Here is a 25,671-nt window from a genome sequence, read left to right as displayed (position 1 = left end):
GTTTGATCGGATTTAGAAACCGGCGGCCCGTTGGGCGGTCGGCATATTGCTTTGAGATGGCGACATCTGCCCAGGGTCGCCGTGGAGCATGAAAGGAAATCGACTGTGGCACGTATTGCGGGTGTGAACATCCCGACCAACAAGCGCGTTGAGATTGCGCTCACCTACATCCACGGCATCGGTCGCACCACTGCGACCCGTCTGGCGAATGAACTCGGCTTCCCGCGGGAACGCCGCGTGCAGGAACTGACCGACGCCGAGATCCTGTTGATCCGTGAAAAGATCGATCGTGAACTCACCGTGGAAGGTGATCTTCGTCGCCAGAACGCGATGAACATCAAGCGCCTGATGGACCTGGCCTGCTATCGCGGCCTGCGTCACCGCAAGGGCCTGCCGGTCCGCGGCCAGCGCACCCACACCAACGCCCGCACCCGCAAGGGCAAGGCCAAGCCGATCGCCGGCAAGAAGAAGTAAGCGCGTTCGCGCCGCTCATCATCTTCTTCTCATCAGGCAAGGATTAATCAAATGGCTCGCGAAGTTGCTCGCATCAAGCGCAGGGAGCGCAAGAACATCACCAGCGGTGTTGCCCATGTCAACGCCAGCTTCAACAACACCATGATCACCATCACCGACGCGCAGGGCAATGCGATTGCCTGGTCGTCGGCTGGCACCTGTGGTTTCAAGGGTAGCCGCAAATCAACGCCGTTCGCGGCGCAGATGGCTGCCGAAGACGCCGGCAAGAAGGCCGCCGAACATGGTGTGCGCACGCTCGAAGTCGAAGTGCGTGGCCCGGGTTCGGGCCGTGAATCGGCGCTGCGTGCCCTGCAGGCCGTGGGTTTCGTCATCACCGCAATCCGCGATGTGACGCCGATCCCGCACAACGGCGTGCGCTCCCCCAAGCGCCGCCGCGTCTGACCGTTTGCCTGGCGCCGGGCTCCGTTGCGGCGCCCAGCGTTTCCTATCCAGGGTCCAACGGGACCGGCGGGTGACGATCCGCTTCTCCCGAGACCCCCACACTCCAGACCAAGGGAAACCCCGTGGCAGTCATCGCCAAGAACTGGACCGAACTCAAGAAGCCCAACCGCCTGGAGCAGCGCCCCGGCGGTGACGCCAAGCAGAAGGCGGCCTTTGTCGCTGAACCCCTGGAGCGTGGCTTTGGCCTGACGCTGGGCAATGCCCTGCGCCGGGTGCTGCTGTCGTCGCTGCAGGGTGCGGCTGTCACTGCCATCAAGATCGATGGCGTGCTGCACGAATTCTCCAGCCTGGCTGGCGTGCGTGAAGACGTGACCGACATCGTGCTGAACATCAAGCAGGTGGCGATCCGCATGGCTGGTGATACCGCCAAGCGCGTCTATCTGAACGCCACCGGCCCCGGGCCGGTCACCGCTGGCCAGATCGCCGTTTCCGGCGACATGGAAGTGATGAACAAGGATCTGGTGATCTGCACGCTGGACGAGGGCGCGACGCTGAACATGGAACTGACGGTGGAAACCGGCAAGGGCTATGTGCCGGCCAGCGCCAACCGCCCGGCCGATGCGCCGATCGGCCTGGTGCCGGTTGATGCGCTCTACTCGCCGGTGCGCCAGGTCAGCTACAAGGTCGATCCGACCCGCGTTGGCCAGGAACTGGACTATGACAAGCTGACGATCTCGGTGGAAACCGATGGCAGCCTGTCGCCGGAAGACGCGCTCGCCTATGGCGCCAAGATCCTGCAGGACCAGCTCCAGCTGTTTGTGAACTTCGAAGACGCCACTGCGTCGGCTCCGGTTGCCAGCACCACCGCCACCGGCGTTGTGGAAGTGGACGACAGCGCCAGCATCAACCGTTACCTCCTCAAGAAGGTGGACGAGTTGGAACTGTCGGTGCGTTCGGCCAACTGCCTGAAGAACGACAACATCATCTACATCGGTGATCTGGTGCAGAAGACGGAGAGCGAAATGCTTCGCACCCCGAACTTCGGCCGCAAGTCGCTGAATGAGATCAAGGAAGTGCTGTCCCAGATGGGTCTGCGCCTTGGTATGGAAATCGCTGGTTGGCCGCCCGAGAATATCGAGGAAATGGCCAAGAAGCTCGAACAAGAATTCTAAGTCCTGTTTGGCGGGCGTGGCCAATTGGCTGCGCCCGCTGGCACAGGCAGGGGATACTGGCTGACCCCATCATCAGCCTGGTCCGGGGTACCTCACACGGCCCCTGAACGAACGGAGTAAGACCCATGCGCCACGGCGTTGCCCATCGCAAACTCAGCCGCACCAGCAGCCATCGCATTGCGATGCTGCGCAACATGGCTGCTGCCCTGATCAAGCACGAGCAGATCAAGACCACCTTGCCCAAGGCCAAGGAACTGCGTCCCTACGTCGAAAAGCTCGTGACGCTGGCCAAGACCGGCGGCCTGTCCAACCGCCGCCTCGCCGACGCCCGCCTGGGTGACGACACCCAGCTCATCAAGCTGTTCGACACTCTGGCCGCCCGCTATGCCGACCGCCAGGGTGGTTACACCCGCGTCGTCAAGGCCGGCTTCCGTCGCTCCGATGCCACCGCGATGGCGATCATCGAGTTCGTTGATCGCGACGTGGATGCCAAGGGCCAGGATTCGGGCCCGGTCGAAACCTTCGGCGACGACGAATAAGCCTTAACCGGAAGGATCGCCATCATGGCCGATGAAATCGATCTGGGCGCCAATCCCGAAAATGGCTTTGGCGATGAGCCGATGCCACAGGTGGCGATCATTACCCAGTATGTGAAGGATCTCTCGTTCGAGAATCCGAACGCGCCGGGCAGCCTCCAGGTGCAGAGCCAGCCGCGCATCGACGTCAATGTGGGTGTGAACGCCCGCAAGGCCGCCGATGACGTGTACGAAGTCGAACTGAAGATCAGCGCCAAGGCTGAAGTCGATGCCGGCGCTGCCTTCATGGTCGAGCTGCTCTATGCCGGCCTGTTTGGCCTGAAGAATGTGCCGGAAGAAGCCATCGAGCCCTTCTGCATCATCGAAGGCCCGCGGATCCTGTTCCCGTTCGCCCGCCGCATCATCGCGGACGCCGTGCGCGACGGCGGCTTCCCGCCGCTGATGCTCGATCCGATCGATTTCGGCGCGCTGTACATGTCCCAGCAGGGCCAGGTCGGCAACGCGTAAGCGAACATCACAATCACAACGAAACGGGCGGCCCTCGGGTCGCCCGTTTTCGTTTGGGGCACTGTCGCCTTGCACTTTCCGGGGCATTGCCTAATCCGGTGGCGCAATGAATCTCGTCCGTGCCACCGCCACCATCGGCAGCCTCACGCTCCTGTCCCGCATCGGTGGCTTTGCCCGCGATGTGCTGCAGGCGTCGTTGATGGGTGCCGGCATGGCTGCCGATGCCTTTCTGATCGCCCAGCGCCTGCCCAATCTGTTCCGCGCGCTGTTTGCCGAGGGCGCTTTTGCTTCGGCCTTCGTGCCGATGTTCAATCGCCAGGTTGGCGCTGATGGTGGCCGGATCGATGGTGCGCAGCGCTTTGCCGAGGATGTGCTGGCAGTGTTGCTGCCGTTCCTGCTGCTGTTCACGGTTGTGATGGTGGCGGGCGCGGTGCCAGTGGTGTGGGCGCTCACCGGCGGTTTCCCGGATGCGGCGCCCGAGAAATTCGCGCTCACCGTTGATTTCACCCGGCTCACCTTCCCCTATCTGATGCTGATCAGCCTCACCTCGCTGCTCGGCGGCCTGCTCAATTCGGTCGGGCGGTTCGCGGTCAATGCCGCCGCACCCATCCTGCTCAACATCGTGCTGATTTCGGGCCTGTTGTGGTCGGGCAGCGGCGATGATGTGGCCGCCGCACGCGTGCAGGCGCTGTGCGTCACGCTGGGCGGCATTGCGCAATTGGTCTGGCTGTTGTGGTGGTGCGCCCGCGCCGGGATCAACCTCAAGCTGCGCACGCCCCGCCTCACGCCGCAGGTGAAGACACTGTTGAAGCTGATCGTCCCGGCTGCCTTTGGTGCCGGCGCTGTGCAGATCAATCTGCTCATCTCCACGGCGTTGGCCGCGCGCTTCCTGGGCGATGGCGCGGTCAGCTGGCTCTATTTCGCCGATCGCCTCAACCAGTTGCCGCTGGGCATCATCGGCATCGGCGTTGGTACTGCACTGTTGCCCACCATGTCGCGGCTGATCGGCGCCGATGATGTGCCTGGTGCCATTTCGCAGCAGAACCGCGCCATGGAACTGGTGCTGATCCTCACCCTGCCGGCCGCCGCTGGCCTGGTGGTGGCGGCCCAGCCCATCGTGGCGCTGCTGTTCCAGCACGGCGAGTTCACTGCGGCCGACAGTCTGGCCACGGCTGCCGCGCTGTCGGGCTTTGCCTTGGGGCTTCCCGCTTACGTGCTGATCAAGGTGCTCACCCCCGGCTTTCACGCCCGCAGCGATACCACCACGCCGGTGCGCGTGGCGATTGCGGCGATGCTGGTCAATCTGGTGGCCAATCTGGCGCTGGTGTGGCCGCTCGGCCATGTCGGCATCGCGCTGGGCACGGCGATTTCGGCCTGGGTGAACGCGCTGGCGCTGTGGTGGGTGCTGCGCAAGCGAGGGCATTTCAGCCTTGATGATCGTGCGCGCCGGCTGCTGCCGCGCCTCGTGCTGGCCACGCTGGGTATGGTGGCGGTGCTGTTCGGCGCCATGCCGCTGCTGGCACCACTGGCGGCGCGCGGCTTTGCCATGGAAGCTGTGGCGCTTGCCCTGTTGATTGGCGGCGGTGGCTTGGCCTATCTGGCGGGGGCGCGGTTGCTGGGCCTGTTCACGGTGAAGGGCCTTGTTGCGCAAGTGAAACGGAAAAAAGCATGAAGCGGGTTTTCTCGGGCATTCAGCCCACCGGCAATTTGCACCTGGGCAATTATCTGGGCGCCATCCGCAACTGGGTGCGCATGCAGGATGAATCGGAGTGCGTGTTCAGCGTCGTTGATCTGCACGCCATCACCGTGGCGCAGGATCCCGCCACCCTGCGCCGCGGCATCCACGAGATGGTCGCGGCCCTGATCGCCGCCGGCCTCGATCCCGAACGCTGCATATTGTTCCCGCAAAGCCGGGTGCGCGTGCATGCCGAATTGGCCTGGGTGCTGATGTGCACGGCGCGCGTTGGCTGGCTCAACCGCATGACCCAGTTCAAGGAAAAGAGCGGCAAGGACCGCGAAGGCGCGTCGGTGGGCCTTTACACCTACCCGGTGCTGCAGGCCGCCGACATCCTGGCGTACAAGGCCACGCATGTCCCGGTGGGCGAGGACCAGAAACAGCATCTGGAACTGGCCCGCGACATTGCCGCCAAGTTCAACACCGATATGGGCGTCGATTTGTTCCCGCTGCCCGAACCGGTGATCGAAGGCCCGGCGACCCGCGTGATGAGCCTGCGCGACGGCAGCGCCAAGATGTCGAAGAGCGACCCCAGCGACCAGAGCCGCATCAACCTGACCGACGATGCCGACACCATCGCCGCCAAGGTGAAGCGCGCCAAGTCCGACGCCGATCTGCTGCCCTCTGAAGCGGCCGGTCTGGCGGGCCGTCCCGAAGCGGCGAACCTGGTCAACCTGATGGCGGCATTGAGCGACCGCAGCGTATCGCAAGTGCTGGCCGAATTTGGCGGCAAGGGCTTCGGCGCCTTCAAGCCGGCCCTGGCCGACGTGATGGTGGCCAAGCTCGCACCGATCACCGAGCGGTTCAACGCGCTGAAGGATGATGACGTGGCGATCGAGGCGATCTGTGCCCGCGGGGCGGAGCGGGCGCGCGCCATTGCCGAGCCGGTGTTGGCCGAGGTGCATCGCGCGGTGGGGTTCGTATCGTAACTGCGGTGGTTGCCATGAGGCCCGGAAGGGTGCCATTCATGCGCCAGTCAGTTGCCTTGGCGCATACTCGCGTCTATTATTACAGATAATTCATGTGGAGTGCCGACGAATGACCATCCATCCCAAGGCTCGACTGCTGCTGCCGCTGGTTGCGGCTCTGGCCTTGTCGGCCTGCATGGCCCCGTTCGAAGCGCGTGTGGCGCGGTTTCAGCAGCTGCCACCGCCGTCGGGCACTAGCTTTGTCGTCGAACCGCGGGACAAGACCAATGAAGGCGGGCTGGAATTTGCCACCTATGCCAATCTGGTCCGGCAAAAACTGGTCGCCGCTGGATTTCAGGAAGCCGCCAATGCGGAAAGCGCCGCGCTGACCGTGCAGCTGGATTATCATGTCTCTGCACCGCGTGAGAAGGTGCAGAGCCGGCTCGGCCTGGGCTGGGGCGGCATGGGCGGCGGCTTTGGCGGTTTCGGTTGGGGCCCCTATTGGGGCGGCGGCTGGGGCGGCGGCTTTGGCGGTCTTGGCGGGTTCGGCGGCTGGGGCGGCGGCTGGAACAATGAAGTCTACAGCGTCACCAACTACAACACCGTGGTCGCCATGCGCATCAACCGCAACACCGACAAGAAGAGCGTGTTCGAAGGCCGCGCGGAAACCGTGAGCAACAGCAACAATCTCACCCGGCTGGTGCCAAACCTGGTGACCGCCATGTTCACCAATTTCCCCGGCAGCAGCGGTGAAACCGTGCGGGTGCGCTTCGATCCGGCCAAGCCCGACGTGGCGCCGACGGTCAAGCCGGTCCGCTGACCGTCACATACCGATGACAGGGGGGCGTTCCGGGCAGCCGGAGCGCCCCTCTTGCATTTGTGTGAATGTGGATTAACCTTCTCGCCGACTGATGCGAAGGGGGGCTTTCCATGACGGTCTATATTGCGCTGCTGGCAGTGGTCATTGGGCTGATGCCGGTGCTGTTGGACAAGTGGCGTGCGTCTCACAAACACGGCATGACGCCGCAGCGGACGCCACGGCGCCGCTGATCTTTCTGTAACCGGCTGATTTCCGGCTTAGTTGCGGGGAGTCGGCTCGTTATAGCCCATGCGGTTGGTGCGATCCTGCGCCCACGCATCCACCATCTTGCGATCGCAGCCGGTAAAGCCGGCCGGGCCGATCGCGCTGCAACTGCCGATACTGTTGCCGGCGCCGCCGGTGCCATCACCCAGCAGCAACGCGCGGTTCTGGGTCAGCACGCTTTGCCGTGTTTCGGCCTTGCGCAGCCGCTCCGGGATGCGGAACACTTCCGATCCCGGCAGGCGCGCGCACACCACCACTTCATCAACGGAACTGGGCTTGGGGCAGGCCTCGTTGTCGAACACCGTCACGAAACGCTGGCGCGGCTGGCTGCCGTCGCCGGTGGGCAGATCAGCGGGCTTCAGCATGGTTGGCCGCGGCGGCGCGGTCGTCGGATTGGCGGGCGGCTGCTGCGCCAGGGCAGGGAGCGCCACCGCCACGGAAAGAAGGAAGAAGGGCAGGCGCATGGAAATTGGCTCCGCAAGCGGGATTACCCCATCAGATTAGGCGCTTTCGCCGGCACAGGGAACCGGCAAATCGCACCACCGCTGTGCGCTGTCTCTGCTTGCTGCCTGCTGAATGACAACGCCCCGCGCTGGGCAAACCGGCGCGGGGCGTGTGTGATGGCGATGATCGCCCGATCAGTTGGTAACGGCGGCCTGCATGGCTTCCAGGCGGGCAATGGCGGCATCGTCGCCCGCTTGCCGCGCGGCAGCAAGCTGGGTAGCCACGGCCGCCACGTCGATCTCTGCCACCGGGGTGGCCTTTTCGGCGAGGATGGTGAGGCCGGTTTCCGTCACTTCGGCAAAGCCGCCGTCGATGAAGAAACGCTGCGTGGCCGGGCCACCATCGGCTTCATGGATGGCAATCGCGCCGGGGCGGATGGTGGACATCATCGGCGCGTGGCCGGGCAGCACACCAAAATCGCCTTCCACGCCGGGCACGACAACCATCGCCACCTTGGCCTTGGCCAGGCGGCGTTCCGGAGAGACGAGTTCGAAATCGAGCAATTCAGCCATGTTCGGTTCCCTTCCCCTCCCACTGGGGGAGGGGTGTTGGATCAGGCCGCGTCAGCCGCCAACTTGGCGGCCTTGGCAACGGCGTCTTCGATGGTGCCGACCATGTAGAAGGCGTTTTCCGGCAGATGATCATACTCGCCGGCGACGATGGCCTTGAAGCCCTTGATCGTGTCTTCCACCTGCACGAACACGCCCGGCGAACCCGTGAAGATTTCGGCGACGTGGAACGGCTGGCTGAGGAAGCGCTGGATCTTGCGGGCGCGGGACACGACGAGCTTATCTTCTTCGCTCAGTTCATCCATGCCCAGAATGGCGATGATGTCCTGCAGGCTCTTGTACTTCTGCAGCACTTCCTGAACCGAACGGGCGACAGCGTAATGCTCTTCACCCACCACGCGCGGGGCCAGCACGCGGCTGGTCGAATCGAGCGGATCGACGGCCGGGTAGATGCCCATTTCCGAGATCGCGCGGCTCAGCACGGTGGTGGCGTCCAAGTGGGCGAACGACGCGGCCGGGGCCGGATCGGTCAAATCGTCGGCGGGCACGTAAATGGCCTGCACCGAGGTGATCGAACCCTTGTTGGTCGACGTGATGCGCTCCTGCAGGGCGCCCATGTCGGTGGCGAGCGTCGGCTGATAGCCCACGGCCGACGGGATACGGCCCAGCAGAGCGGACACTTCGGAACCGGCCTGGGTGAAGCGGAAGATGTTGTCCACGAAGAACAGCACGTCCTGGCCTTCGACGTCGCGGAAATATTCGGCGATGGTCAGACCCGAAAGGGCGACGCGGGCGCGGGCGCCGGGCGGCTCGTTCATCTGGCCATAGACCAGCGCCACCTTGGAACCTTCGGAGATGGCGTTGCCATCCGCGTCCGACGCGATAACGCCGGCTTCGAGGAATTCGTGATAAAGATCGTTGCCTTCGCGGGTGCGTTCACCCACGCCAGCGAACACCGAGGTGCCGCCGTGGCCCTTGGCGATGTTGTTGATCAGTTCCTGAATCAGCACGGTCTTGCCGACGCCGGCGCCGCCGAACAGGCCGATCTTGCCGCCCTTGGCGTAAGGCGCCAGCAGATCGATGACCTTGATGCCGGTGACCAGGATGCTCGATTCGGTCGACTGGTCGACGAATTCCGGGGCCTTGGCATGAATCGGGGCGGTGTTGGTCTGATCGATCGGGCCGCGCTCGTCGATCGGCTCACCGATGACGTTCATGATGCGGCCCAGCGTGGCCGGGCCGACCGGAACGCGGATCTGGCTGCCGGTGTCGGTCACTTCCTGGCCGCGCACCATGCCGTCGGTGGCGTCCATGGCGATGCAGCGCACGGCGCTTTCACCCAGGTGCTGGGCAACTTCCAGCACGAGGCGGTTGCCGTTCACGCTGGTTTCGAGGGCCGAGAGAATCGCCGGCAGCTCGCCTTCGAAGGTCACGTCGACAACGGCGCCGATGACCTGGCTGATGCGGCCGACATTGTTGGTGGTATTGGCCATGAGGCGTGCTCCTTAAAGGGCTTCGGCGCCCGAGATGATCTCGATCAATTCCTTGGTGATCGCGGCCTGTCTCGTGCGGTTGTAGGTGATGGAAAGCTTGTTGATCATGTCGCCGGCGTTGCGCGTGGCGCTGTCCATGGCGGTCATGCGGCTGCCCTGTTCGGACGCGGCATTTTCCAGCAAGGCGCGGAACACCTGCACGGCCAGATTCTTGGGCAGCAGATCAGCCAGGATCGATTCCTCGTCCGGCTCATATTCCACCGAGGCATCGGCACCGGCAGCGCCACCAGCCGGCAGCGCAGCGGGGATGATCTGCAACCGGGTCGGCTCCTGAGTCAGCGCCGACTTGAAGGTGGAAAAGAACAGGTGGGCGACGTCGAACTCACCGGCTTCGAAGCGGGCGACCACCTCGTCGGCCACGCTCTTGGCATCGGCAAAACCAACATTCTTGATGTGGGTCATGTCGACGGTGCCGACGATCAGATCCTTGTGTGTGCGGGCGAACGGCGCGCGCGCCTTCTTGCCGACGAACAGCAGCTTGACCGTCTTGCCCTGCGCCAGCAGCTCATCCATCGTGCGGCGCGCCAGCTTGGCGATGTTGCTGTTGAAACCACCGGCCAAACCACGCTCCGACGAGCACACCACCAGCAGGTGGACCTGATCCTTGCCAGTGCCAGCCAGCAGGCGCGGGCTTTCCGGGCCAACCGTCACGCGGCTGGCGAGCGACGCCATCACGGCGGCCATCCGCACCGAATAGGGGCGGGCGGCTTCGGCGGCTTCCTGCGCCCGGCGCAGTTTCGCCGCCGCAACCATCTTCATGGCCTTGGTGATCTTCTGCGTCGACTTCACCGAAGTGATGCGCATTTTCAGAGACTTGAGACTGGGCATCTGCTTCTCTCATCGTCTCCGGGGCGCGAACGCCCCGGCGACAGATTGCTGTTACGCGAAGGTCTTCACGAAGGCGCCGATGACGTCCTTCAGCTTGGCGGTGGTGTCAGCCGAAAGATCCTTCTTGTCGCGGATATCGGCCAGCACATCGGCATGGGCCGATTTCACGTGGCTGAGCAGCGCGGCTTCGAAGCGGGTGACAGCGGTCGCATCGATGCTGTCGAGGAAGCCATTCACGCCGGCAAAGATCGAGACGACCTGGTCTTCGAACGGCATCGGCTGATACTGGCCCTGCTTCAGCAGCTCGGTCAGGCGCTTGCCGCGGTTCAGCAGCTTTTGCGTCGAGGCATCAAGATCCGAACCGAACTGCGCGAACGCGGCCATTTCGCGATACTGCGCCAGCTCCAGCTTGATCGAGCCGGCGACCTTCTTCATCGCCTTGGTCTGCGCGGCGGAACCGACGCGCGACACCGAAAGGCCGACGTTGATGGCCGGACGGATGCCCTGGTAGAACAATTCGGTTTCCAGGAAGATCTGGCCATCGGTGATCGAAATCACGTTGGTCGGGATGTAGGCCGAAACGTCACCGGCCTGGGTTTCGATGATCGGCAGCGCGGTCAGCGAGCCATTGCCGTTGGCATCGTTCATCTTGGCGGCGCGTTCCAGCAGGCGGCTGTGCAGATAGAACACGTCGCCCGGATAGGCTTCGCGGCCCGGCGGGCGGCGCAGCAGCAGCGACATCTGGCGATAGGCCACGGCCTGCTTGGAAAGATCGTCATAAACGATCACGGCGTGCATGCCGTTGTCGCGGAAGAATTCGCCCATGGTGCAGCCGGTGTAGGGCGCCAGGAACTGCAGCGGGGCCGGTTCCGACGCGGTGGCGGCGACGACGATCGAATATTCCATCGCGCCATTTTCTTCCAGCGCGCGCACGATCTGCGCCACGGTCGAACGCTTCTGGCCGACGGCGACATAGATGCAATAGAGCTTCTTGCTCTCGTCGGTGCCGGCGTTCACGCCCTTCTGGTTGATGAAGGTATCGATGGCGACAGCGGTCTTGCCGGTCTGACGGTCACCGATGATCAGTTCGCGCTGGCCGCGGCCAACCGGCACCAGCGCGTCGAGCGCCTTCAGGCCGGTCTGCATCGGTTCGTGGACGGACTTGCGCGGGATGATGCCCGGCGCCTTCACTTCCACGCGCATGCGGGTCACGTCCACCAGCGGGCCCTTGCCGTCAATCGGATTGCCCAGACCGTCAACAACGCGGCCCAGCAGGCCCTTGCCCACCGGCACGTCGACGATGGTGCCGGTGCGCTTGACGGTGTCGCCTTCCTTGATGGCGCTGTCCGAACCGAAGATCACGATACCAACGTTATCGGCTTCCAGGTTCAGGGCCATGCCCTTGATGCCACCGGGGAATTCAACCATTTCGCCGGCCTGCACATTGTCCAGACCATGCACCCGGGCGATACCGTCGCCCACGCTGAGCACCTGGCCGACTTCCGAAACCTGCGCTTCGGTGCCGAAATTGGCGATCTGATCCTTGATGATCCGCGAGATTTCAGCGGCATTGATGTCCATCTGGGTGGTCCTCTTTTAAGCTTTGAGTGCCTGGCCGAGCATGTCGAGCCGGGTCTTCAATGACGAATCAATCAGGCGGCTGCCAACGCGCACCATCAGGCCGCCCAGGATGGACGGATCAACGTTCACGGTCAGCGCCACATCGCGGCCGATGCCGGCCTTCAGCTTGGCGGCCACCGCCTTCTGTTGCGCCGCGGTCAGCTTGTGGGCTGCCGTTACGGTGGCGGTCACTTCACCCTTGCGGGCAGCGTTCAGCGCGGCAAAATCGCGGATCACCGCCGGCAGCAGCGCCAGCCGGCGATTGGCGGCCAGCACGCCGAGGAAATTCTTGGTCAGGCCATCAAGGCCCAGCCCATCGGCCACACCCGCAACAGCAGCACCCGCCGCGCCGCGACCAACCAGCGGCGACGACGTCAGCGCCGTCAGATCAGCCGATTCGGCCAGCGCCTCGGTCAGCGTCGCCAGGCTGGCCTCAACGGCAGCAAGCGCCTTGCCCTCGATCGCCAGCGCGAACAAGGCACGAGCATAGCGCCCGGAAAGGCCGGTGGCCACGCTGGATGAAATTTGTGCGTCCAAGGCTTCAGCCCCGTTTTGAATCGGATATGACAAAAGGCGCGATGAACAAGGTCCACCGTGTGCGGGGCGCGGCTAGCATGGGGCTGCCGATGTTGCAAGGCAGCATTAGAGGCGGGCGGGCTTTATGAAGAGGGGCAAGGCCGCAAACACCAGCTGCCCGGCCAGCCCCAGCAGGCCTTCTGGTGTGAAGAACGACGCCAGATACGCCCCCGGCGCCCGCCCGAACGCAAATGCCAGCCCGAACTCGGCCAGCATCAGCCACACAAAGGCCGTGCCGCCCATCACCGCTCGCCCCGCCAGGCTGAGCGGCTGCCGCGCCAGCAAACGCCGGCCCCACCACCAACTCAACGCCAGAATCAGCGGCACCTCTATCGCCACGGCGGCGATGGCACCAATCGCCGGCGCCAACCACAACGTGCGAATCGTGCCCAGCGCAAAGGCGATGGCGAACACGCCGGCGGAGTAGCGCAGGCCAAGGCTAAGGGCGGTCATCACCCAGCCATGATAACTTGTCCCTTGCCCTCGCGAAATCCTGTGGCCAAACAGTGCCAATCGCAGGAGTGATGCCGTCCCACCATGCCCTGGCTGTTCACCATCTTTCTGGCCATTCACGTCGGCGCAGGCGTTGTGGCGCTTACCAGTTTCTGGGGGGCGGTGCTGACGCGCAAGGGTTGTCCGGCGCATCGGCGCTGGGGGTTCGTGTTTTCGGCCGCCATCTATACGGCGGCGGCGCAGGCGTTGGGGATGGGGGCGCTGTCGCTGGTGTGGCCGCTGGCGATGCATCCGCAGTTGACCGACGAAGTGCTCTATCGCGGCATGTTCGGCACCATGATGGTCTATCTGGGGCTGCTGGCGATTTCGATGACGCGCTATGGCCTGGTGATGGTGAGCAACCGGCGTGACCATCCCGGCAACCGCCACTGGTCCATGCTGGCGGTGCAGGGCGGCACCATGCTGGCGGCGGGCATCTGCCTGGCGCATGGCCTGTATCTGCTTGATCGCAATGGCCCGGTGATGGAGCCGATCCTGATGGTGATGGTGGCGCTGCTCGGCTTTGGCACCAGCACCACCTATTTCCGCTACATCTTCAGCACGCCGGCAAGCCCGCGCGCCTATATCCCCGAGCATTTCAAGGCGATGGTGGCGACCGGGATTGCGGCCTACACCGCGTTCCTGTCCGTCGGGCTGATCGAGATGTTCCCCACCCATGCCTTCAACCCGGCGATCTGGGCGATCCCGACGCTGTTCGGCATGGCGATCATCATTCATTATCTGCGGCAGTATCGGCCGGCAGGGAAAACCCAGCCGGCGGAGTGATCATTCGGCCAGCGCGGTATCGAGCGCGGCGATTGTGTCTGGAATGTCAACAAGATGCGCCCGCTCTGCCGCCACGATGGCGCGGAAGGCGGCGCGGCGGATTTCGCCGAGGGTGGCCGCATCGGGCCGGGCCTTGGGAGCAAGGGAGGAGACGACCAGATCGATGAGCCGCTCTGCCCCGTGCAGGCGGCCCCACAGATAATCATGTTCGCGGTAGGCGCGGCTGAAGAAGGCACCGAAGGCATTGAACAGCGCGCCTTTCAGTCGCTGGCCGCCGGCGCTGGTCAAAGCCGAACAATCTTCCGGGCTGATGCGATCGACCTTGATCTCGTCCAGCTCGTCGATGTTGCCATCGGCGATCAGTGGCAGGATGGCGATGTCGAAGAAGGGGAAGCCGAGATAGGCCGCCACCAGATCGCGGCGCAGACGGCGCGGCAGCCCGCTGGCGAGAAGGTCTACCAGCGCTTGGTCGCTGCGGGCATCAAGGCCCTTCAGGTCGAGTGCGTTGGCCACGGCGGCCAGTGCGCTGGCGGGATCGGCGATGGCGTTGCCGGCGGCTGCCAGGCTGCCGGCGGCCGGCCAGCACATCAGGTGCGGCGCGAGAATGGCGTAGAGCCCGGCCTTGATCTTGCCGAGCGCTGTTGCCGTTGCCTCGTCCGCTCCCGCCAGTTCCATGTTCACCCGCCGGATCAGGAAACGCAGGCGGCGGATGCGGAAATCGACGTCGAAATTGCGCAGGAACAGCACATAGGGCGACGCTGCACCGGTCTTGCCGATGGCGCTTTCCGGCTTGTTGACACCGCCGGCGTTGAGGTGGCGCCACAGGCTGGCCCGCACCGCGCCCACGTCCTGCCCGCCCAGATCGGCGATCCGTTCGGCCAGCCGCTCGGTCACCATGGCGAATTTCAGCCGGCCATAGGCGCCATAGGCAAAGCCCGTCGCTTTCGCCGCCTCGCTGTTCATGCGGCTGCGCCAGGCTGCCAGTCGTTCCAGGCTGGGCGAGAACAGCAGCAGGCGCATGCCGATGGCGGCGTCGATGGCGATATCCACCTGCGGCATCATGCCGATCACGATATGGCGCAGCCGGCGCGACCGGGTCGAAATCGCCTCGATCGTGCCCAGGCTGTCGCGGATCGGCTGCTGCCGGGGGATATCGGCGAGGGAGCGCAAGATGGTGCCGAAAAAGCCCGGTGGCTGGCCGGTCACCGCGCCATCGTCGTGCATCCCGGGCTTGGGATCGAGATAGACAAAGCGCCGGTCCACCTCGCGATGCGCCGGCCGCTTGCCCAGGGCTGCCAGCGCCGGGCCAAAGGGCCGATTGTCGAGCACGGCGCCATCGATCAGGTCGACGCTCTCCGGGTGAGCACGGCCGGGCAGCACCCGATCGATGAAGGCCTGCCGCCCCGGCCAATCCTCGCCGCGGCTGGCCAGCAGCGTGTCGATTTCGGCGATGCGTGCCGGCGGAAAGGTACCGGGAAAACTCGCTGTGGCCCGCGCCGCAAACACCAGATCCGGCGTTGGGCCCAGATGCCGCTCGGCGCCATCGCCGGGGCAGGCAAAGCCGATCACCAGGCGATGCTCGGGCTCGGTCACTTCTTCCGGCGTGTTCAGCCGCAGGCGCTGGGGGGCGCCGTGATAATCGGTCACCGTCACGAACAGATCGAATGGGTGCAACCGCGGCACCAGCGGCGGCGTGCGTTCGCCCTTCTCCATCGCGGCAAAGGCATCGGCCAGCAGGCCCGAGAAGGCCGCGCCAGAAAACGGCGGCTTGAACCAGCGGCTGCGCATGAAACGGGACAGCTTGCGCTTCACCTCGCCGTGCGCTGCCACTTCGGCCTTGTCTTCATCCTCCAGGCCGCGTCGGCGCACCCACCACACCAGCGGGATCGCCCAGAGTTTCGACAGCGGCCGCGATGCTGCTGCCTTGTCGAGCAGCACGTCCGAATCCGCCCCATCCAGCCACAGGCCGCGGATGGCATCGAGATCATGGCCCTCGACCAACGCCCTGGCCAGCAACACCCCGTTGATGCCGCCGGCCGACGCACCGGCGACGATGTCGCACATCACCCTGAGATCAAGGCCGGGCAAGCTGTCGAGCAGCGCCTGATAGACAATCTCGCTGTCCCGCGCCGGCGGCAACCCGGCTGGGCTGTGCCGCCGCATCGAGGCGCGCGCCAGTTTCCACACCTCTTTGGTGAGGCCGTGCATATACACCGCCAGGCTCACCCCGCCATAACAGACCAATGCGAGGCGCAGCTCCTTTGTCTGCAAAGGGGCCTCCTTTCAAAGATCAGTCTGGCTGACCCTTCAAGCCCCCGCAAGTGCTGGGGAATTTCAAGGCAAGAAGAGGCAAGTGCCTCAGCGCTTGATGTTGGCCACTTCTACCACGATGTCGAACGCCGTGGTCAGCCCCTTCACGAAGGTGCCGCGTTCCACGGTCACATATTCATCAAGCGCGTGGGCGCGGAAGCCGCCGCCGCCAGCACCCAGCGTGATGGCCGGGATGCCGAGGCTGATCGGGATATTGCTGTCGGTGGAGCTGGGCATCAGCTGGGCATCGTAGCCACCGGCTTTCAGAATCCGTTCGGCGGTTTGCACCAGGGGGTCTGTGGCCGGTGTGGTGCCGGCTGGGCGGTCGCCGATCAGTTCGGGCACGGCGCTGATCTTGCCATAGCGCGTGTCGCGGGCGGCGTTTTCGGTGGCGACGCTGTCTTCGATGATCTTCAGGAACTGGCTTTCGAGCGCCTTCAGATTGGTGGTGGAGGCCGAGCGCATGTCGAATTCGGCGAGGATGAGATTGGGGATGGAGTTGACCGAAGTGCCGCCGGCAATGGTGGAAGCAGCGAAGGTGGTCTTCACGTCGGTGGGCGGCACGATCTTGTAAAGGCCCTGCACGGTCCCGGCCATGGCCGCCATCGGGTTGACGATGCCGAACGCGCCATAGCTGTGGCCGCCCGGACCCTTGAAGGCGACGCGGTAGCGGCGGGAGCCGACACCGCCGTTGACGATGCGGGCGACATTGCTGCCATCAAAGCTGATGAAGTCCCCGATGCGGGGCTTGAGCGGGCTGGCCGAGAAGATGTGGCGCACGCCGCGCAGATCGCCCTGGCCTTCTTCACCCACGTTGGCGACGAAGATGATGTCCCGCGTGGTCTGGATCTTGCCGGCATCCATGGCGCGGACGAAGGCGAGCAATGCCGCCAGGGTGACCGTGGTATCACCGATGCCGGGCGCGTGCAGCGTGTCGCCTTCGCGGCGGACCTTGATGGCGACATCGGGCGGGAACACGGTATCGAGGTGGGCGGCGACCATCAGCGCCTTGGCGGCGCGATCCTTGCCGGGGCGGGTGCCGATGACATTGCCGACAGAGTCCAGGTGCACGTCGCTCAAGCCCAGCGCCTTGAATTTCTCGGCCATCCGCGCTGCGCGCGCCGCTTCCTTGAACGGCGGGGCGGGGATTTCGGTCAGCTCGATCACCTCGGCGATGGTCTGATCGTAATCGGCGGCGATCCTGGCGTGGGCGGCTTTGATCGGCGCCGACTGGGCGAGCGCCGGAGCAGCGGTGGCGAGGAGGAGGGTGAGGATCATGGTGCGCATGGCGGCATCTGGCACGGCAGGCATGCCGCTTGCAAGACCCGGCGCGCCCGCCTAATGTTTCCTATCTGTTCTGAATGGGATGTTATGGCAAAGGGCAAAACGCGCTTCGTGTGCCAGGCCTGCGGGGCGGTGGCGCCGCGCTGGGCGGGGCAGTGCGGTGACTGCAAGGAATGGAACACGCTGGTGGAGGAAGCCGCCCCGGTGTTCACGCCTTTTGCCGCCAAGCAATCGCTGCAAACCGGTGGGCGTCGCATCGCGCTGGAGAGCCTGGCTGATGATGTGGCGCTGCCGCCGCGCTTAAGCACCGGCATTGCCGAACTTGATCGCGCGCTGGGCGGCGGGCTGGTGCCGGGCAGTGTCACACTCATCGGCGGCGATCCCGGTATTGGCAAATCGACGTTGTTGTTACAGGCGGCGGGCAAGATGGCGCGGACCGGCGCCAGCGTCGCTTATGTGTCGGGCGAGGAAGCCGCCGATCAGGTGCGGCTACGGGCGCGGCGGCTGGGGTTGGCCAAAGCCGATGTGGCGCTGGCGGCCGAAACCAATGTGCGGGACATTTTGACAACGCTGACCAGCCTGAAGGCCCCACCGGGGCTGCTGGTGATCGATTCGATCCAGACGATGCACAGCGACACGCTGGAAGGCGCGCCGGGTACGGTTTCTCAGGTGCGGGCATCGGCGCAGGAACTGATCCGCTATGCCAAATTGTCGGGCTGCGCGCTGATATTGGTCGGGCATGTCACCAAGGACGGGCAACTCGCCGGGCCACGCGTGCTCGAGCATATGGTCGATACCGTGCTCTATTTTGAAGGGGAGCGCAGCCACCAGTATCGCATCTTGCGCGCTGTGAAGAACCGCTTTGGCGGAACGGACGAGATCGGCGTTTTTGCGATGGGCGCTGATGGCTTGGAGGAAGTCGCCAACCCATCCAGCCTGTTCCTGACCAGCCGGGCCGAAGGCGCCAGCGTGACAGGCGCCGTGGTGTTTCCGGCGCTGGAAGGCACACGGCCGGTGCTGTGCGAGATCCAGGCGCTGGTGGTGCGGGTGCCATCGGGCGCGACGCCACGCCGGGCCGTGGTGGGCTGGGATTCCGGCCGGCTGGCGATGCTGCTGGCGGTGCTGGAAGCGCGCTGCGGTTTGGCGTTCGGCGGGCATGAAGTCTATTTGAACGTGGCCGGCGGCCTCAGGATTGCCGATCCGGCGGCCGATCTGGCGGTGGCTTGTGCGCTGGTTTCGGCGCTCACCGATCGGCCGTTGCCGGCGGATGCGGTGGCCTTTGGTGAAGTTGCCTTGTCGGGCGAATTGCGGGCGGCCGGATTGGCGAGCCTGCGCCTGAAAGAGGCGGCGAAGCTGGGTTTCGGCCGGGCTTTCGTGCCGGATGGCACCACTGGCGGCGGGCCCATGCTGGTCAGTGGATTTCGGACGATGAATGGCTTGGTGGATCATCTTGGCCGGCCGGAATAGGCTTTTGCGGCGCTGCCAAATCGGATAGGCGCTGCTGTATGGACACTGTAATGCAGCTTGCCTGCTTTGACTGGATCGTGGTGCTGATTGTCGGCATCACGGCCGCCTTTGGACTGATGCGCGGCTTCATTGCCGAGGTCGCCAGCCTGGCGGCTTGGGTGGCCGGCTTCATCGCTGTGCGCCTCTTCTACACGCCGGCCCGCGCCATTTTCGAAACCGCCAGCGGCAGCGAACTGATCGCCGCGGTCGCCGCCGTGATGGGGCCGTTCCTGATCGCCGTTCTGCTGGTCAAGCTCATCGGCAGTTTCCTGTCGAACAGTGCCAAGGGTAGCGTGATTGGCTCGGTGGACCGCTTGCTCGGCCTTGGCTTCGGCCTGTTGAAGGGCTTTTTGGCCGCCAGTCTGATCTTCCTGCTGATCACGCTGGGCATGAAGATCGTGCCGGGTGACAACAGCCGGCCCGATTGGTTGGCCAGGGCGAAGACGACGCCAACGCTGGCGCTGGTGGCGAGCGCCATGGTCTCGTACGTTGGCGATGCGTGGAACCAGCAGCAGAAGCTGATAAACCCGGAGCGTGACCCTCATGCCGGCCTGCCAGGCTTTGGCGATGACGAGGAGGCTGACGGTTACGGCAAGCAGGAGCGCAACTCACTCGACAAGCTGCTCGATCAGCAAGAAAAATCCAGCCCCGGAACCACCATCTGATGATCCGTCTGTATAACACCGCTGCCCGCGCCAAGCAGGAACTGGTGCCGATCAATCCGGATCGGGTGACGATGTATGTCTGCGGCCCCACCGTCTATGGCCGGGCGCACATCGGCAATTTCCGCCCTGCCGTGGTGTTCGATGTGCTGCAGCGACTGCTGCGCCACAGCTATGGCCCGGATAAGGTGATCTATGCCCGCAACATCACCGATATCGACGACAAGATCATGGACAAGGCGCGCGCCGAGGGCGTGAGAATCGACGTGATCACCGATCGGTACGAGACGTTCTATCTGGAAGACGCGGCAACGCTGGGCGTGGAGCGGCCGGATTTGCACCCGCACGCCACCACCAGCATCCCGGCGATGGTGGCGATGATCGAGCTGCTGATCGCCAAGGGTCATGCCTACGCAGCGGAAGGCCATGTGCTGTTCGATGTGGCCAGCCACGGCCATTATGGCAGGCTGTCGCGCCGGCCGCTGGACGAGATGATCGCCGGCGCCCGCGTGGAAGTGGCGCCGTACAAGAAGAACGCCGCCGATTTCGTGCTGTGGAAGCCGTCGAGCAAGGACCAGGCCGGCTGGCCCAGCCCATGGGGCCGCGGCCGGCCAGGTTGGCACATCGAATGCTCGGCGATGATTGCCGAAAGCCTGGGGCATACCATCGATATCCACGGCGGTGGCATCGATCTCACCTTCCCGCACCACGAGAATGAGTGCGCGCAGAGCGCCTGCGCTCACGATGGCGCGCCACTGGCCAACATCTGGATGCACAACGGTTTCCTGAATTTCGGCGGCGGCGAAAAAATGTCCAAGTCGCTGGGCAACGTGCTCAGCGTTGGCGAACTGGTGGCGGCCGGCTGGACGGGTGACGAACTGCGCCTTGGCCTGCTTTCCGCCCAGTATCGCCAGCCACTGACGTGGGACGAGGCCCTGCTCACGCAGATGCGCGGCCGGCTGGACAAATGGTTGCGCAAGCTGGGCGACGTGCCCAAGGGCGTGCGGCCGCCGCCGCCGACTGCGGTGGTGGAAGCGCTGTCCGACGATCTCAACACGCCTGCCGCCTTGGCGGCGATCGCTGGCATCGAGCAGGACCGCGAGGCGCTTTTGGGCGCGCTTGCGTTCCTGGGCCTGCCTTCGCTGCGGCCGGAGCGAAGCCGCAATTCTGCCAATACCCGCGGCGGCGGTGCAGACCCTGACGCGGCGCGCATTGATGCGCTGGTGGCGGAACGGGTGGCGGCTCGCAAGGCAAAGAACTGGGCCGAGTCCGATCGAATCCGCGATGTTCTGGCGGTTGAAGGCGTATTGCTTGAAGACGGGCCGAGCGGCACAAGTTGGCGCCGCGCCTGAAGGGCGGCATTTTCCCGCCTATCCATAACGGGAGCGGGGCGGCTAAGGTGTCGCCGATGTCCGAAGCCCTGTACAATGCCGCGATTCTCCGCCTGAAACTGGCGGGAGAAACCGCGCACCGGTTGCCGGCGGCTGATGGCAGCGCCATCCGGGTCTCGCCGGTATGTGGCAGCAAGATCATCGCCGATGTAGCGTTGGGGCCGGATGCACGCATCGCAACCGTGGGACTGGACGCGACCAAGGCCTGCACGCTGGGCCAGGCCAGCGCCGCCGTGTTGTTGGAGCGAGCGCCCGGCCTGGACGCCGCCGCGATGGCCGCCACCCGCACGATATTGGCGGATTTCCTTGCCAGTCGCGCTGAAACGGCGCCCGAAGGCTGGGCCATGTTCGCCCCTGCCCGCGCCCACCGTGCCCGCCATCCCTCGATCCTGTTGGCGCTTGATGCCGTGCTGGCGGCGCTGGCTGAAGCCGGGCAGGTTGCCGCCTGATGGAGCATGGCTCCACCCTGCTGCGCGATATCGTCGTCTATCTGGCGGCAGCGGTCGTGCTGGTGCCGCTGTTCGTCCGCTTCAAGTTGGGGGCGGTGCTGGGCTATCTTGCCGCCGGCATATTGATCGGGCCGTCCGTGCTCGGCCTTGTGGGCAATGCCGAACAGACGCTGCAGTTCGCCGAATTCGGGATCGTGCTGCTACTGTTCGTGATCGGCCTGGAATTGCAGCCGTCGCGGCTGTGGGCCCTGCGGCGGGACATCTTTGGGCTTGGCCTGGCGCAGGTGCTGCTGTGCGGCCTCGCGCTCACTGGGCTCCTGCTGCTGCTCACCAGCCTTACCTGGGAGGCTGCGCTGGTCGTTGGCCTGCCGCTCGGCCTGTCGTCCACCGCACTGGTGATGCAGTTGCTCAATGAACGGCAGCTGGCGGCCACCCCGTTTGGCGAACGCAGCTTTGCGATGCTGCTGTTCCAGGATCTTTCCATCGTGCCGATGGTCACCGTGGTCGCCGCGCTCAGCCGGGCGCCGGTGGCCAATCCGGAACCGGGCTGGATGATGGCGGCCAAAACCGTGGGCGCGCTGGCGCTGCTGGTGCTCATCGGCCGCTATGCCCTGCCGCGCCTGTTCCGCATCATCGGCTCGCTCGGTGCCCGCGAAGCCTTCGTTGCCGCGGCCCTGCTCTGCGTCATGGGCAGCGCGCTGCTCATGGCCAGTCTGGGGCTGTCGATGGCGCTGGGCGCGTTCGTCGCCGGTGTCATGCTGGCCGAATCGCCTTATCGCCACGCGCTGGAGACCGACATCGAACCGTTCCGCGGCCTCATGCTCGGCCTGTTCTTCATTGCCATCGGGATGAGCCTCGATCTTGCTGTGGTTGCGGCCAACGGGGGCCTCGTGATCGCCCTGGTGGTGGGGGTGCTGGCGGTGAAGGCAACGGTGATCGCCACACTCGCCCGCAGCTTCGGCACCGATTGGCGGCGCGCCATCAAGATGGGGCTCTTGTTGGCCCAGGGCGGCGAATTCGGCTTTGTGCTGTTTGCCGAAGCCGAACGCGGGCTGCTGATCACCCATCAGGCGGCGCAATTGTTCGGCGCCGTCGTCACCCTCTCCATGGCGCTCACGCCCTTGCTGTTCCGCCTCGCCGGCCGGCTGCTGGCCGTGCCGGATGATGGCAGTGGCAGCCGCGACGGCCCGGAAAGTGCTGGCACCGCTGGCCATGGCGGCCATGTCGTGCTGGTCGGCAGCGGCCGGGTGGGGCAGGTGATCGCACAGATGTTGCGGGCCCGCGGGCAGGCCATCACCGCCATCGATCTGGATGCCGAACTCATCGACATCACCGCCCGCTTTGGCAACACCGTGTTCTGGGGTGATGGCACCCGCCTGGATATCCTGCGCACCGCCGGCATCGAAACCGCCAGCGCCCTGGTGTTCGCCATCGATGGCCGCTGGGACCCAAAGGCGGTGCTGGAGCCGATCCAGACCGAATGGCCCGATCTGCCGATCATCGCCCGCGCCTTTGATCGCACCCACAATATCGCCCTGCGTCAGGCCGGCGTCGAACAGGTGGTGCGCGAAACACTGGATGGCGCCGTTGCCATGGGCCGCGAAGTGCTCACCGCGCTGGGCACGCCCGATACGATGATCGACGCCATCGAAGCCGAATATCGCCGCCGCGATCTTGAGCGGCTCGATCTGCAATTATGCAGCGGCGACATCATGTCCGGCGCCGACACGATCATCCGCGGCGCCCTCGATCTGGACGAAGCACCCGATCCGGCGTCCCTGGGCGAAATCCCGCCGGCGTGAGTGCGCCGCTCCGCTAGGCCAGATACGCCAGCAACGCAGCAGGCATGTCCTCCACGGGCAACACAAGATCGACGAAGCCGCTGTCTGCCGCGCTCTGCGGCATACCCAGCTTGGCGTGATGATCAAACGCAGCCTCGCACATCGTCAGCCCCCCGCGTTCCTTGATGGCCGCAATGCCGGCCGTGCCATCGCTGCCAAAGCCGGAAAGGATGATCCCCACCGCATTCGGGCCCTGATCGTCAGCAAGAGAAACAAGAAACAGATTCACAACCATGCGCCGCGCCTTTACCGAAGGGGCCCTTATCAGGCGCAGGCGGCCGTCGTGGATGGTGAGAATGGTGCCAGGCGGGATGATCGTGACGGTATTGGCCACCGGGATCATCCCATCACGGGCGAAATCGACGGGCATGGCTGTGTAGCGGGCGAGGATTTCGGCCAACGCACTTTCATGGTCCGGATCAAGATGCTGCACGAGCACAAAGACCATGCCGCTATCGGCCGGCATCGCGGCGAAAAACGCCTCATACGCAATCAGGCCACCGGCAGAGGCACCAATCCCGACAACCAACGGCCCGCTCCAGGCAATCACTGATGCGCCGCGATCCGCTGCCACCTCCAGTACTCCCCACTCTGCCGGAATGCGCCGGCCACGCCATCACAGGCCAATCCTTACGAATCACACCCTGCTTCCACCGCGTCCACCTTTGACAGTTTTTCCGATTCTTGCGGGTTTCCGGATGTTTTCGCCACACACCGCCAGGCCCCGCCCAAACGCCGGGCAGCGCCATGATGACAGGCTTTCCCCGTGCAGGACAGACGGGTGGCTTTTCGCGATACCAAGAGGGAAAAATCCGCCAGCAGCTCTGCTTCTTCTTGTATTTGTGAGCGAGCTACGTCCCCGCGTACCACTCGTAGCCGCGGTCCGGCCAGTAACCGCCCTTGCCGCCGCCGAACGGGGCCAGGCTGTCGGCGACGACGATTTGCATCAGATATTTGGCCTGTTTGTAACCCAATTGGCGTTCGACGCGCAGGCGCAGAGGGGCGCCGTGGCCGGTGGAGAGCGGCTGACTGTTGAGGCTGTGGGCCAATATCGTCTGGGGGTGGAAGGCGTCGACGACGTCCACGCTTTCGTAATAGCGGCTGGCGGATTGCAGGCCGCCTTTGCTGGCTTCCCCGCCATAATCGTCGGCGCACAGGAACACGATGTAACGGGCGCCGCCCTGCAGGCCGGCGGCTTTCAGGATGGGGGCAAGTTGCGGCCCGGTCCATTGGCCGATGGCGCTCCAGCCTTCCACGCAGTCGTGGCGGGTGATCTGGGTGCGTTGGGGGAGGGCGCGCAGCTGCGGGAGGGTGAGATAGAGTTCGCGGTGGACGAGGCCGGTCACCTTCAGGCGCCAATCGGCGAAATTGCCCGCCGAGAGCTGCTGCCATTTGGGGTTGGTGGGTTCGTGGGTGCCGTTGACCTTGAAGGTGGGGGAGATGTCGGCGGCGCTGAATTCGCGGGCGAGGCCGTCGCGGCCGACAAGGCGCTGCCAGCGGTAGGTGGCCTGTTCGCCGGATTCGACAATGGCCTTGGCGGTGGGATTGCGGGTCAGCGCGTCGCAGCCGGTGAGCAGCAGGCTGGCGGGGGCGGCGGTGAGCAGGTGGCGGCGGTGAAGCTGGATCATTTGTCGCCTCCGATGGTCATGCGGCCGGTGATCATGGCGCCGATCTGGCGGATCGGGCCGGAGAGGACGACGAGCACGAGGTGGAGGAGGAGGAAGCCGGCGATGCCGCTCATGGCGATGAAATGCACCGAACGCGCCGATTGGCGGCCGCCCCACAGCGCGTCGAGCCATGGCCAGGCGGCGTCCATGCCCGGCGACATGGCGAGGCCGGTGAGGATGACAGTGGGGATGAGGACAAGGGTGACGCCGGCATAGGCGAAGCGTTGTAGCACTTCATAGGAGAGCGCGGCTTCGCCCTTGGGGAAGTTCAACTTCGCGTGTTCCACGATGTCGTTCCACAGATGGGCGCGGGTAAGTTGGCGGCGCTTGGGCAGGATTTCGCGCCACAGCCGGCCGGAGAGCAGGCCGTAGAGCAGCCAGGCCAGGCCGTTGAGGATGATCACCCAGGCGAAGAAGAAGTGCCACGTGCGGGCAGTGGCAAGATCGCGGCCCGACGGCAGCGTAGCCCAGTGCGGGAAGGCAACGAAGCTGGTGGTGCCTTTCGGCGATTGCGACACGCCGATGAGGCCGGTGGTATCGAAGCGTGTGCCCGCGATCTCGAGCCAGCCTTTCGGCGCCGACCAAGGCGGCGACGCACCCGTTTCCAGCCACAGTCGTTCCCGCTCGTCCACTGATCCGGCATCGCCCCAATAGAGCCGCGGATGGGCGCCGAAGATGTTGAGGCCCGTCATCAGCAGCACGATGATGGCGGCCGCGTTCAGCCAATGGGTGAGGCGCACCAGCCAGTGGTGGCGCAGCACGCGGCGCGGGTGGGGAACGGAAGGGGCGTCGGTGGCCATGGCTGTTATTGGCCTGTTCGCAGCCAAAGGCCAATT

At 64.9% G+C, this 25,671-nt stretch carries 25 protein-coding genes and 1 pseudogene; 14 read left to right on the top strand and 12 right to left on the bottom strand.

Translation table 11 applies throughout. The features are described from left to right. Positions 1-105 precede the first annotated feature (105 nt). From rpsM to G566_RS0107215, 8 genes are all read left to right on the top strand, one after another. Positions 106-474, top strand: coding sequence for a 30S ribosomal protein S13 (rpsM, locus tag G566_RS0107250; protein WP_029131381.1), 369 nt, complete (start codon positions 106-108; stop codon positions 472-474). A 51-nt stretch (positions 475-525) separates the two neighbouring features. After that, the gene (gene rpsK / locus G566_RS0107245; protein ID WP_022680015.1) at positions 526-915 is read left to right on the top strand and encodes a 30S ribosomal protein S11; all 390 of its coding nucleotides are present in this window, start codon (positions 526-528) and stop codon (positions 913-915) included. A 122-nt stretch (positions 916-1,037) separates the two neighbouring features. Continuing rightward, positions 1,038-2,087, top strand: a complete 1,050-nt coding sequence (locus G566_RS0107240; RefSeq protein WP_022680014.1) for a DNA-directed RNA polymerase subunit alpha — start codon at positions 1,038-1,040, stop codon at positions 2,085-2,087. Between the two features lie 125 nt (positions 2,088-2,212). Then, positions 2,213-2,626: a 50S ribosomal protein L17 gene (rplQ, locus tag G566_RS0107235; protein WP_022680013.1), complete on the top strand. Its 414-nt coding sequence runs from the start codon at positions 2,213-2,215 to the stop codon at positions 2,624-2,626. Positions 2,627-2,650: 24 nt separating this feature from the next. After that, complete coding sequence (gene secB, locus G566_RS0107230) at positions 2,651-3,130, top strand: protein-export chaperone SecB (protein WP_022680012.1); 480 nt, start codon at positions 2,651-2,653, stop codon at positions 3,128-3,130. Between the two features lie 106 nt (positions 3,131-3,236). Beyond that, positions 3,237-4,802, top strand: a complete 1,566-nt coding sequence (gene murJ, locus G566_RS0107225) for a murein biosynthesis integral membrane protein MurJ (RefSeq protein WP_022680011.1) — start codon at positions 3,237-3,239, stop codon at positions 4,800-4,802. After that, positions 4,799-5,794: a tryptophan--tRNA ligase gene (gene trpS / locus G566_RS0107220; protein ID WP_022680010.1), complete on the top strand. Its 996-nt coding sequence runs from the start codon at positions 4,799-4,801 to the stop codon at positions 5,792-5,794. Before murJ ends, trpS begins: the two co-directional genes overlap by 4 nt. Before the next feature lie 109 nt (positions 5,795-5,903). Further along, positions 5,904-6,593, top strand: a complete 690-nt coding sequence (locus tag G566_RS0107215) for a DUF4136 domain-containing protein (protein ID WP_022680009.1) — start codon at positions 5,904-5,906, stop codon at positions 6,591-6,593. Between the two features lie 257 nt (positions 6,594-6,850). Here G566_RS0107215 and G566_RS14765 read toward each other — a convergent pair whose 3' ends face one another. The 7 genes and pseudogenes from G566_RS14765 to G566_RS0107175 all read right to left on the bottom strand — a co-directional run bounded on the left by G566_RS14765 (position 6,851) and on the right by G566_RS0107175 (position 12,903). Then, positions 6,851-7,321 carry a hypothetical protein gene (locus tag G566_RS14765; protein ID WP_022680007.1) on the bottom strand — a complete coding sequence of 157 codons (471 nt, stop codon included), beginning with the start codon at positions 7,319-7,321 and terminating at the stop codon, positions 6,851-6,853. Positions 7,322-7,606: 285 nt separating this feature from the next. Next, positions 7,607-7,873: pseudogene (locus G566_RS0107200) on the bottom strand (ATP synthase F1 subunit epsilon); the annotation flags it as partial. A 41-nt stretch (positions 7,874-7,914) separates the two neighbouring features. Then, positions 7,915-9,363 (bottom strand): F0F1 ATP synthase subunit beta, encoded by a 1,449-nt coding sequence (atpD, locus tag G566_RS0107195; protein WP_022680005.1) that lies wholly within the window; start codon positions 9,361-9,363, stop codon positions 7,915-7,917. A 12-nt stretch (positions 9,364-9,375) separates the two neighbouring features. Continuing rightward, positions 9,376-10,251 carry a F0F1 ATP synthase subunit gamma gene (locus tag G566_RS0107190; protein ID WP_022680004.1) on the bottom strand — a complete coding sequence of 292 codons (876 nt, stop codon included), beginning with the start codon at positions 10,249-10,251 and terminating at the stop codon, positions 9,376-9,378. A 51-nt stretch (positions 10,252-10,302) separates the two neighbouring features. Then, on the bottom strand, positions 10,303-11,832 hold the full coding sequence (gene atpA / locus G566_RS0107185; RefSeq protein ID WP_022680003.1) for a F0F1 ATP synthase subunit alpha: 1,530 nt from the start codon (positions 11,830-11,832) through the stop codon (positions 10,303-10,305). A gap of 15 nt (positions 11,833-11,847) precedes the next feature. Then, a complete protein-coding gene (locus tag G566_RS0107180) occupies positions 11,848-12,408 on the bottom strand; it encodes a F0F1 ATP synthase subunit delta (RefSeq protein WP_243442425.1) in 561 nt (186 codons plus the stop codon). A gap of 105 nt (positions 12,409-12,513) precedes the next feature. After that, positions 12,514-12,903, bottom strand: a complete 390-nt coding sequence (locus tag G566_RS0107175; RefSeq protein ID WP_169522792.1) for a hypothetical protein — start codon at positions 12,901-12,903, stop codon at positions 12,514-12,516. Positions 12,904-12,984: 81 nt separating this feature from the next. On the opposite strand from G566_RS0107175, the gene G566_RS0107170 reads away from it, so the two are divergent. Beyond that, complete coding sequence (locus tag G566_RS0107170) at positions 12,985-13,725, top strand: hypothetical protein (protein WP_022680000.1); 741 nt, start codon at positions 12,985-12,987, stop codon at positions 13,723-13,725. Here the strand turns inward: G566_RS0107170 and G566_RS0107165 are convergent, their stop codons facing one another. Together G566_RS0107165 and G566_RS0107160 are read right to left on the bottom strand one after the other, a co-directional pair. Beyond that, positions 13,726-15,996, bottom strand: coding sequence for a patatin-like protein (locus G566_RS0107165; RefSeq protein ID WP_022679999.1), 2,271 nt, complete (start codon positions 15,994-15,996; stop codon positions 13,726-13,728). Between the two features lie 87 nt (positions 15,997-16,083). Beyond that, positions 16,084-17,322 carry a M20/M25/M40 family metallo-hydrolase gene (locus tag G566_RS0107160; RefSeq protein ID WP_040605510.1) on the bottom strand — a complete coding sequence of 413 codons (1,239 nt, stop codon included), beginning with the start codon at positions 17,320-17,322 and terminating at the stop codon, positions 16,084-16,086. 84 nt (positions 17,323-17,406) lie between these two features. On the opposite strand from G566_RS0107160, the gene radA reads away from it, so the two are divergent. Genes radA through G566_RS0107135 form a run of 5 tightly spaced genes read left to right on the top strand, consistent with a single transcriptional unit; the run spans position 17,407 to position 23,129 of the window. Further along, entirely contained in the window at positions 17,407-18,786 is a 1,380-nt protein-coding gene (radA, locus tag G566_RS0107155) for a DNA repair protein RadA (RefSeq protein WP_022679997.1), read from the top strand. A gap of 50 nt (positions 18,787-18,836) precedes the next feature. Then, on the top strand, positions 18,837-19,490 hold the full coding sequence (locus tag G566_RS13835) for a CvpA family protein (RefSeq protein ID WP_169522789.1): 654 nt from the start codon (positions 18,837-18,839) through the stop codon (positions 19,488-19,490). Continuing rightward, positions 19,490-20,839, top strand: a complete 1,350-nt coding sequence (gene cysS, locus G566_RS0107145; RefSeq protein WP_022679995.1) for a cysteine--tRNA ligase — start codon at positions 19,490-19,492, stop codon at positions 20,837-20,839. The genes G566_RS13835 and cysS overlap by 1 nt, the downstream gene beginning before the upstream one ends. 56 nt (positions 20,840-20,895) lie before the next feature. Next, positions 20,896-21,327 carry an iron-sulfur cluster scaffold-like protein gene (locus G566_RS0107140; RefSeq protein WP_029131378.1) on the top strand — a complete coding sequence of 144 codons (432 nt, stop codon included), beginning with the start codon at positions 20,896-20,898 and terminating at the stop codon, positions 21,325-21,327. Next, complete coding sequence (locus G566_RS0107135; protein WP_022679993.1) at positions 21,327-23,129, top strand: monovalent cation:proton antiporter-2 (CPA2) family protein; 1,803 nt, start codon at positions 21,327-21,329, stop codon at positions 23,127-23,129. Before G566_RS0107140 ends, G566_RS0107135 begins: the two co-directional genes overlap by 1 nt. Before the next feature lie 13 nt (positions 23,130-23,142). Here G566_RS0107135 and G566_RS0107130 read toward each other — a convergent pair whose 3' ends face one another. The 3 genes from G566_RS0107130 to G566_RS0107120 all read right to left on the bottom strand — a co-directional run bounded on the left by G566_RS0107130 (position 23,143) and on the right by G566_RS0107120 (position 25,635). Continuing rightward, on the bottom strand, positions 23,143-23,742 hold the full coding sequence (locus tag G566_RS0107130) for a chemotaxis protein CheB (protein ID WP_022679992.1): 600 nt from the start codon (positions 23,740-23,742) through the stop codon (positions 23,143-23,145). A 277-nt stretch (positions 23,743-24,019) separates the two neighbouring features. Beyond that, complete coding sequence (locus G566_RS0107125) at positions 24,020-24,793, bottom strand: molybdopterin-dependent oxidoreductase (RefSeq protein ID WP_029131377.1); 774 nt, start codon at positions 24,791-24,793, stop codon at positions 24,020-24,022. Beyond that, positions 24,793-25,635 (bottom strand): cytochrome b/b6 domain-containing protein, encoded by an 843-nt coding sequence (locus tag G566_RS0107120; protein ID WP_022679990.1) that lies wholly within the window; start codon positions 25,633-25,635, stop codon positions 24,793-24,795. Before G566_RS0107120 ends, G566_RS0107125 begins: the two co-directional genes overlap by 1 nt. Positions 25,636-25,671 lie beyond the last annotated feature (36 nt).

The sequence above is a fragment of the Sandarakinorhabdus limnophila DSM 17366 genome, from assembly GCF_000420765.1.
Taxonomy (GTDB): Bacteria; Pseudomonadota; Alphaproteobacteria; order Sphingomonadales; family Sphingomonadaceae; genus Sandarakinorhabdus; species Sandarakinorhabdus limnophila.
Note: the sequence above shows the minus strand (reverse complement) of the source record. Positions and strands in the feature narration are given on the sequence as shown.

Excerpts from the sequence above, each read along its gene's own strand:
- radA (WP_022679997.1), top strand. The coding sequence starts at position 17,407 with ATGGCAAAGGGCAAAACGCGCTTCGTGTGCCAGGCCTGCGGGGCGGTG.
- G566_RS0107190 (WP_022680004.1), bottom strand. The coding sequence starts at position 10,251 with ATGCCCAGTCTCAAGTCTCTGAAAATGCGCATCACTTCGGTGAAGTCG.
- G566_RS0107120 (WP_022679990.1), bottom strand. The coding sequence starts at position 25,635 with ATGGCCACCGACGCCCCTTCCGTTCCCCACCCGCGCCGCGTGCTGCGC.
- atpD (WP_022680005.1), bottom strand. The coding sequence starts at position 9,363 with ATGGCCAATACCACCAACAATGTCGGCCGCATCAGCCAGGTCATCGGC.
- murJ (WP_022680011.1), top strand. The coding sequence starts at position 3,237 with ATGAATCTCGTCCGTGCCACCGCCACCATCGGCAGCCTCACGCTCCTG.
- atpA (WP_022680003.1), bottom strand. The coding sequence starts at position 11,832 with ATGGACATCAATGCCGCTGAAATCTCGCGGATCATCAAGGATCAGATC.
- rpsK (WP_022680015.1), top strand. The coding sequence starts at position 526 with ATGGCTCGCGAAGTTGCTCGCATCAAGCGCAGGGAGCGCAAGAACATC.
- trpS (WP_022680010.1), top strand. The coding sequence starts at position 4,799 with ATGAAGCGGGTTTTCTCGGGCATTCAGCCCACCGGCAATTTGCACCTG.
- G566_RS0107160 (WP_040605510.1), bottom strand. The coding sequence starts at position 17,322 with ATGCGCACCATGATCCTCACCCTCCTCCTCGCCACCGCTGCTCCGGCG.
- G566_RS0107135 (WP_022679993.1), top strand. The coding sequence starts at position 21,327 with ATGGAGCATGGCTCCACCCTGCTGCGCGATATCGTCGTCTATCTGGCG.
- G566_RS14765 (WP_022680007.1), bottom strand. The coding sequence starts at position 7,321 with ATGCGCCTGCCCTTCTTCCTTCTTTCCGTGGCGGTGGCGCTCCCTGCC.
- G566_RS0107215 (WP_022680009.1), top strand. The coding sequence starts at position 5,904 with ATGACCATCCATCCCAAGGCTCGACTGCTGCTGCCGCTGGTTGCGGCT.
- G566_RS0107170 (WP_022680000.1), top strand. The coding sequence starts at position 12,985 with ATGCCCTGGCTGTTCACCATCTTTCTGGCCATTCACGTCGGCGCAGGC.
- G566_RS13835 (WP_169522789.1), top strand. The coding sequence starts at position 18,837 with ATGCAGCTTGCCTGCTTTGACTGGATCGTGGTGCTGATTGTCGGCATC.
- secB (WP_022680012.1), top strand. The coding sequence starts at position 2,651 with ATGGCCGATGAAATCGATCTGGGCGCCAATCCCGAAAATGGCTTTGGC.
- rplQ (WP_022680013.1), top strand. The coding sequence starts at position 2,213 with ATGCGCCACGGCGTTGCCCATCGCAAACTCAGCCGCACCAGCAGCCAT.
- cysS (WP_022679995.1), top strand. The coding sequence starts at position 19,490 with ATGATCCGTCTGTATAACACCGCTGCCCGCGCCAAGCAGGAACTGGTG.
- G566_RS0107140 (WP_029131378.1), top strand. The coding sequence starts at position 20,896 with ATGTCCGAAGCCCTGTACAATGCCGCGATTCTCCGCCTGAAACTGGCG.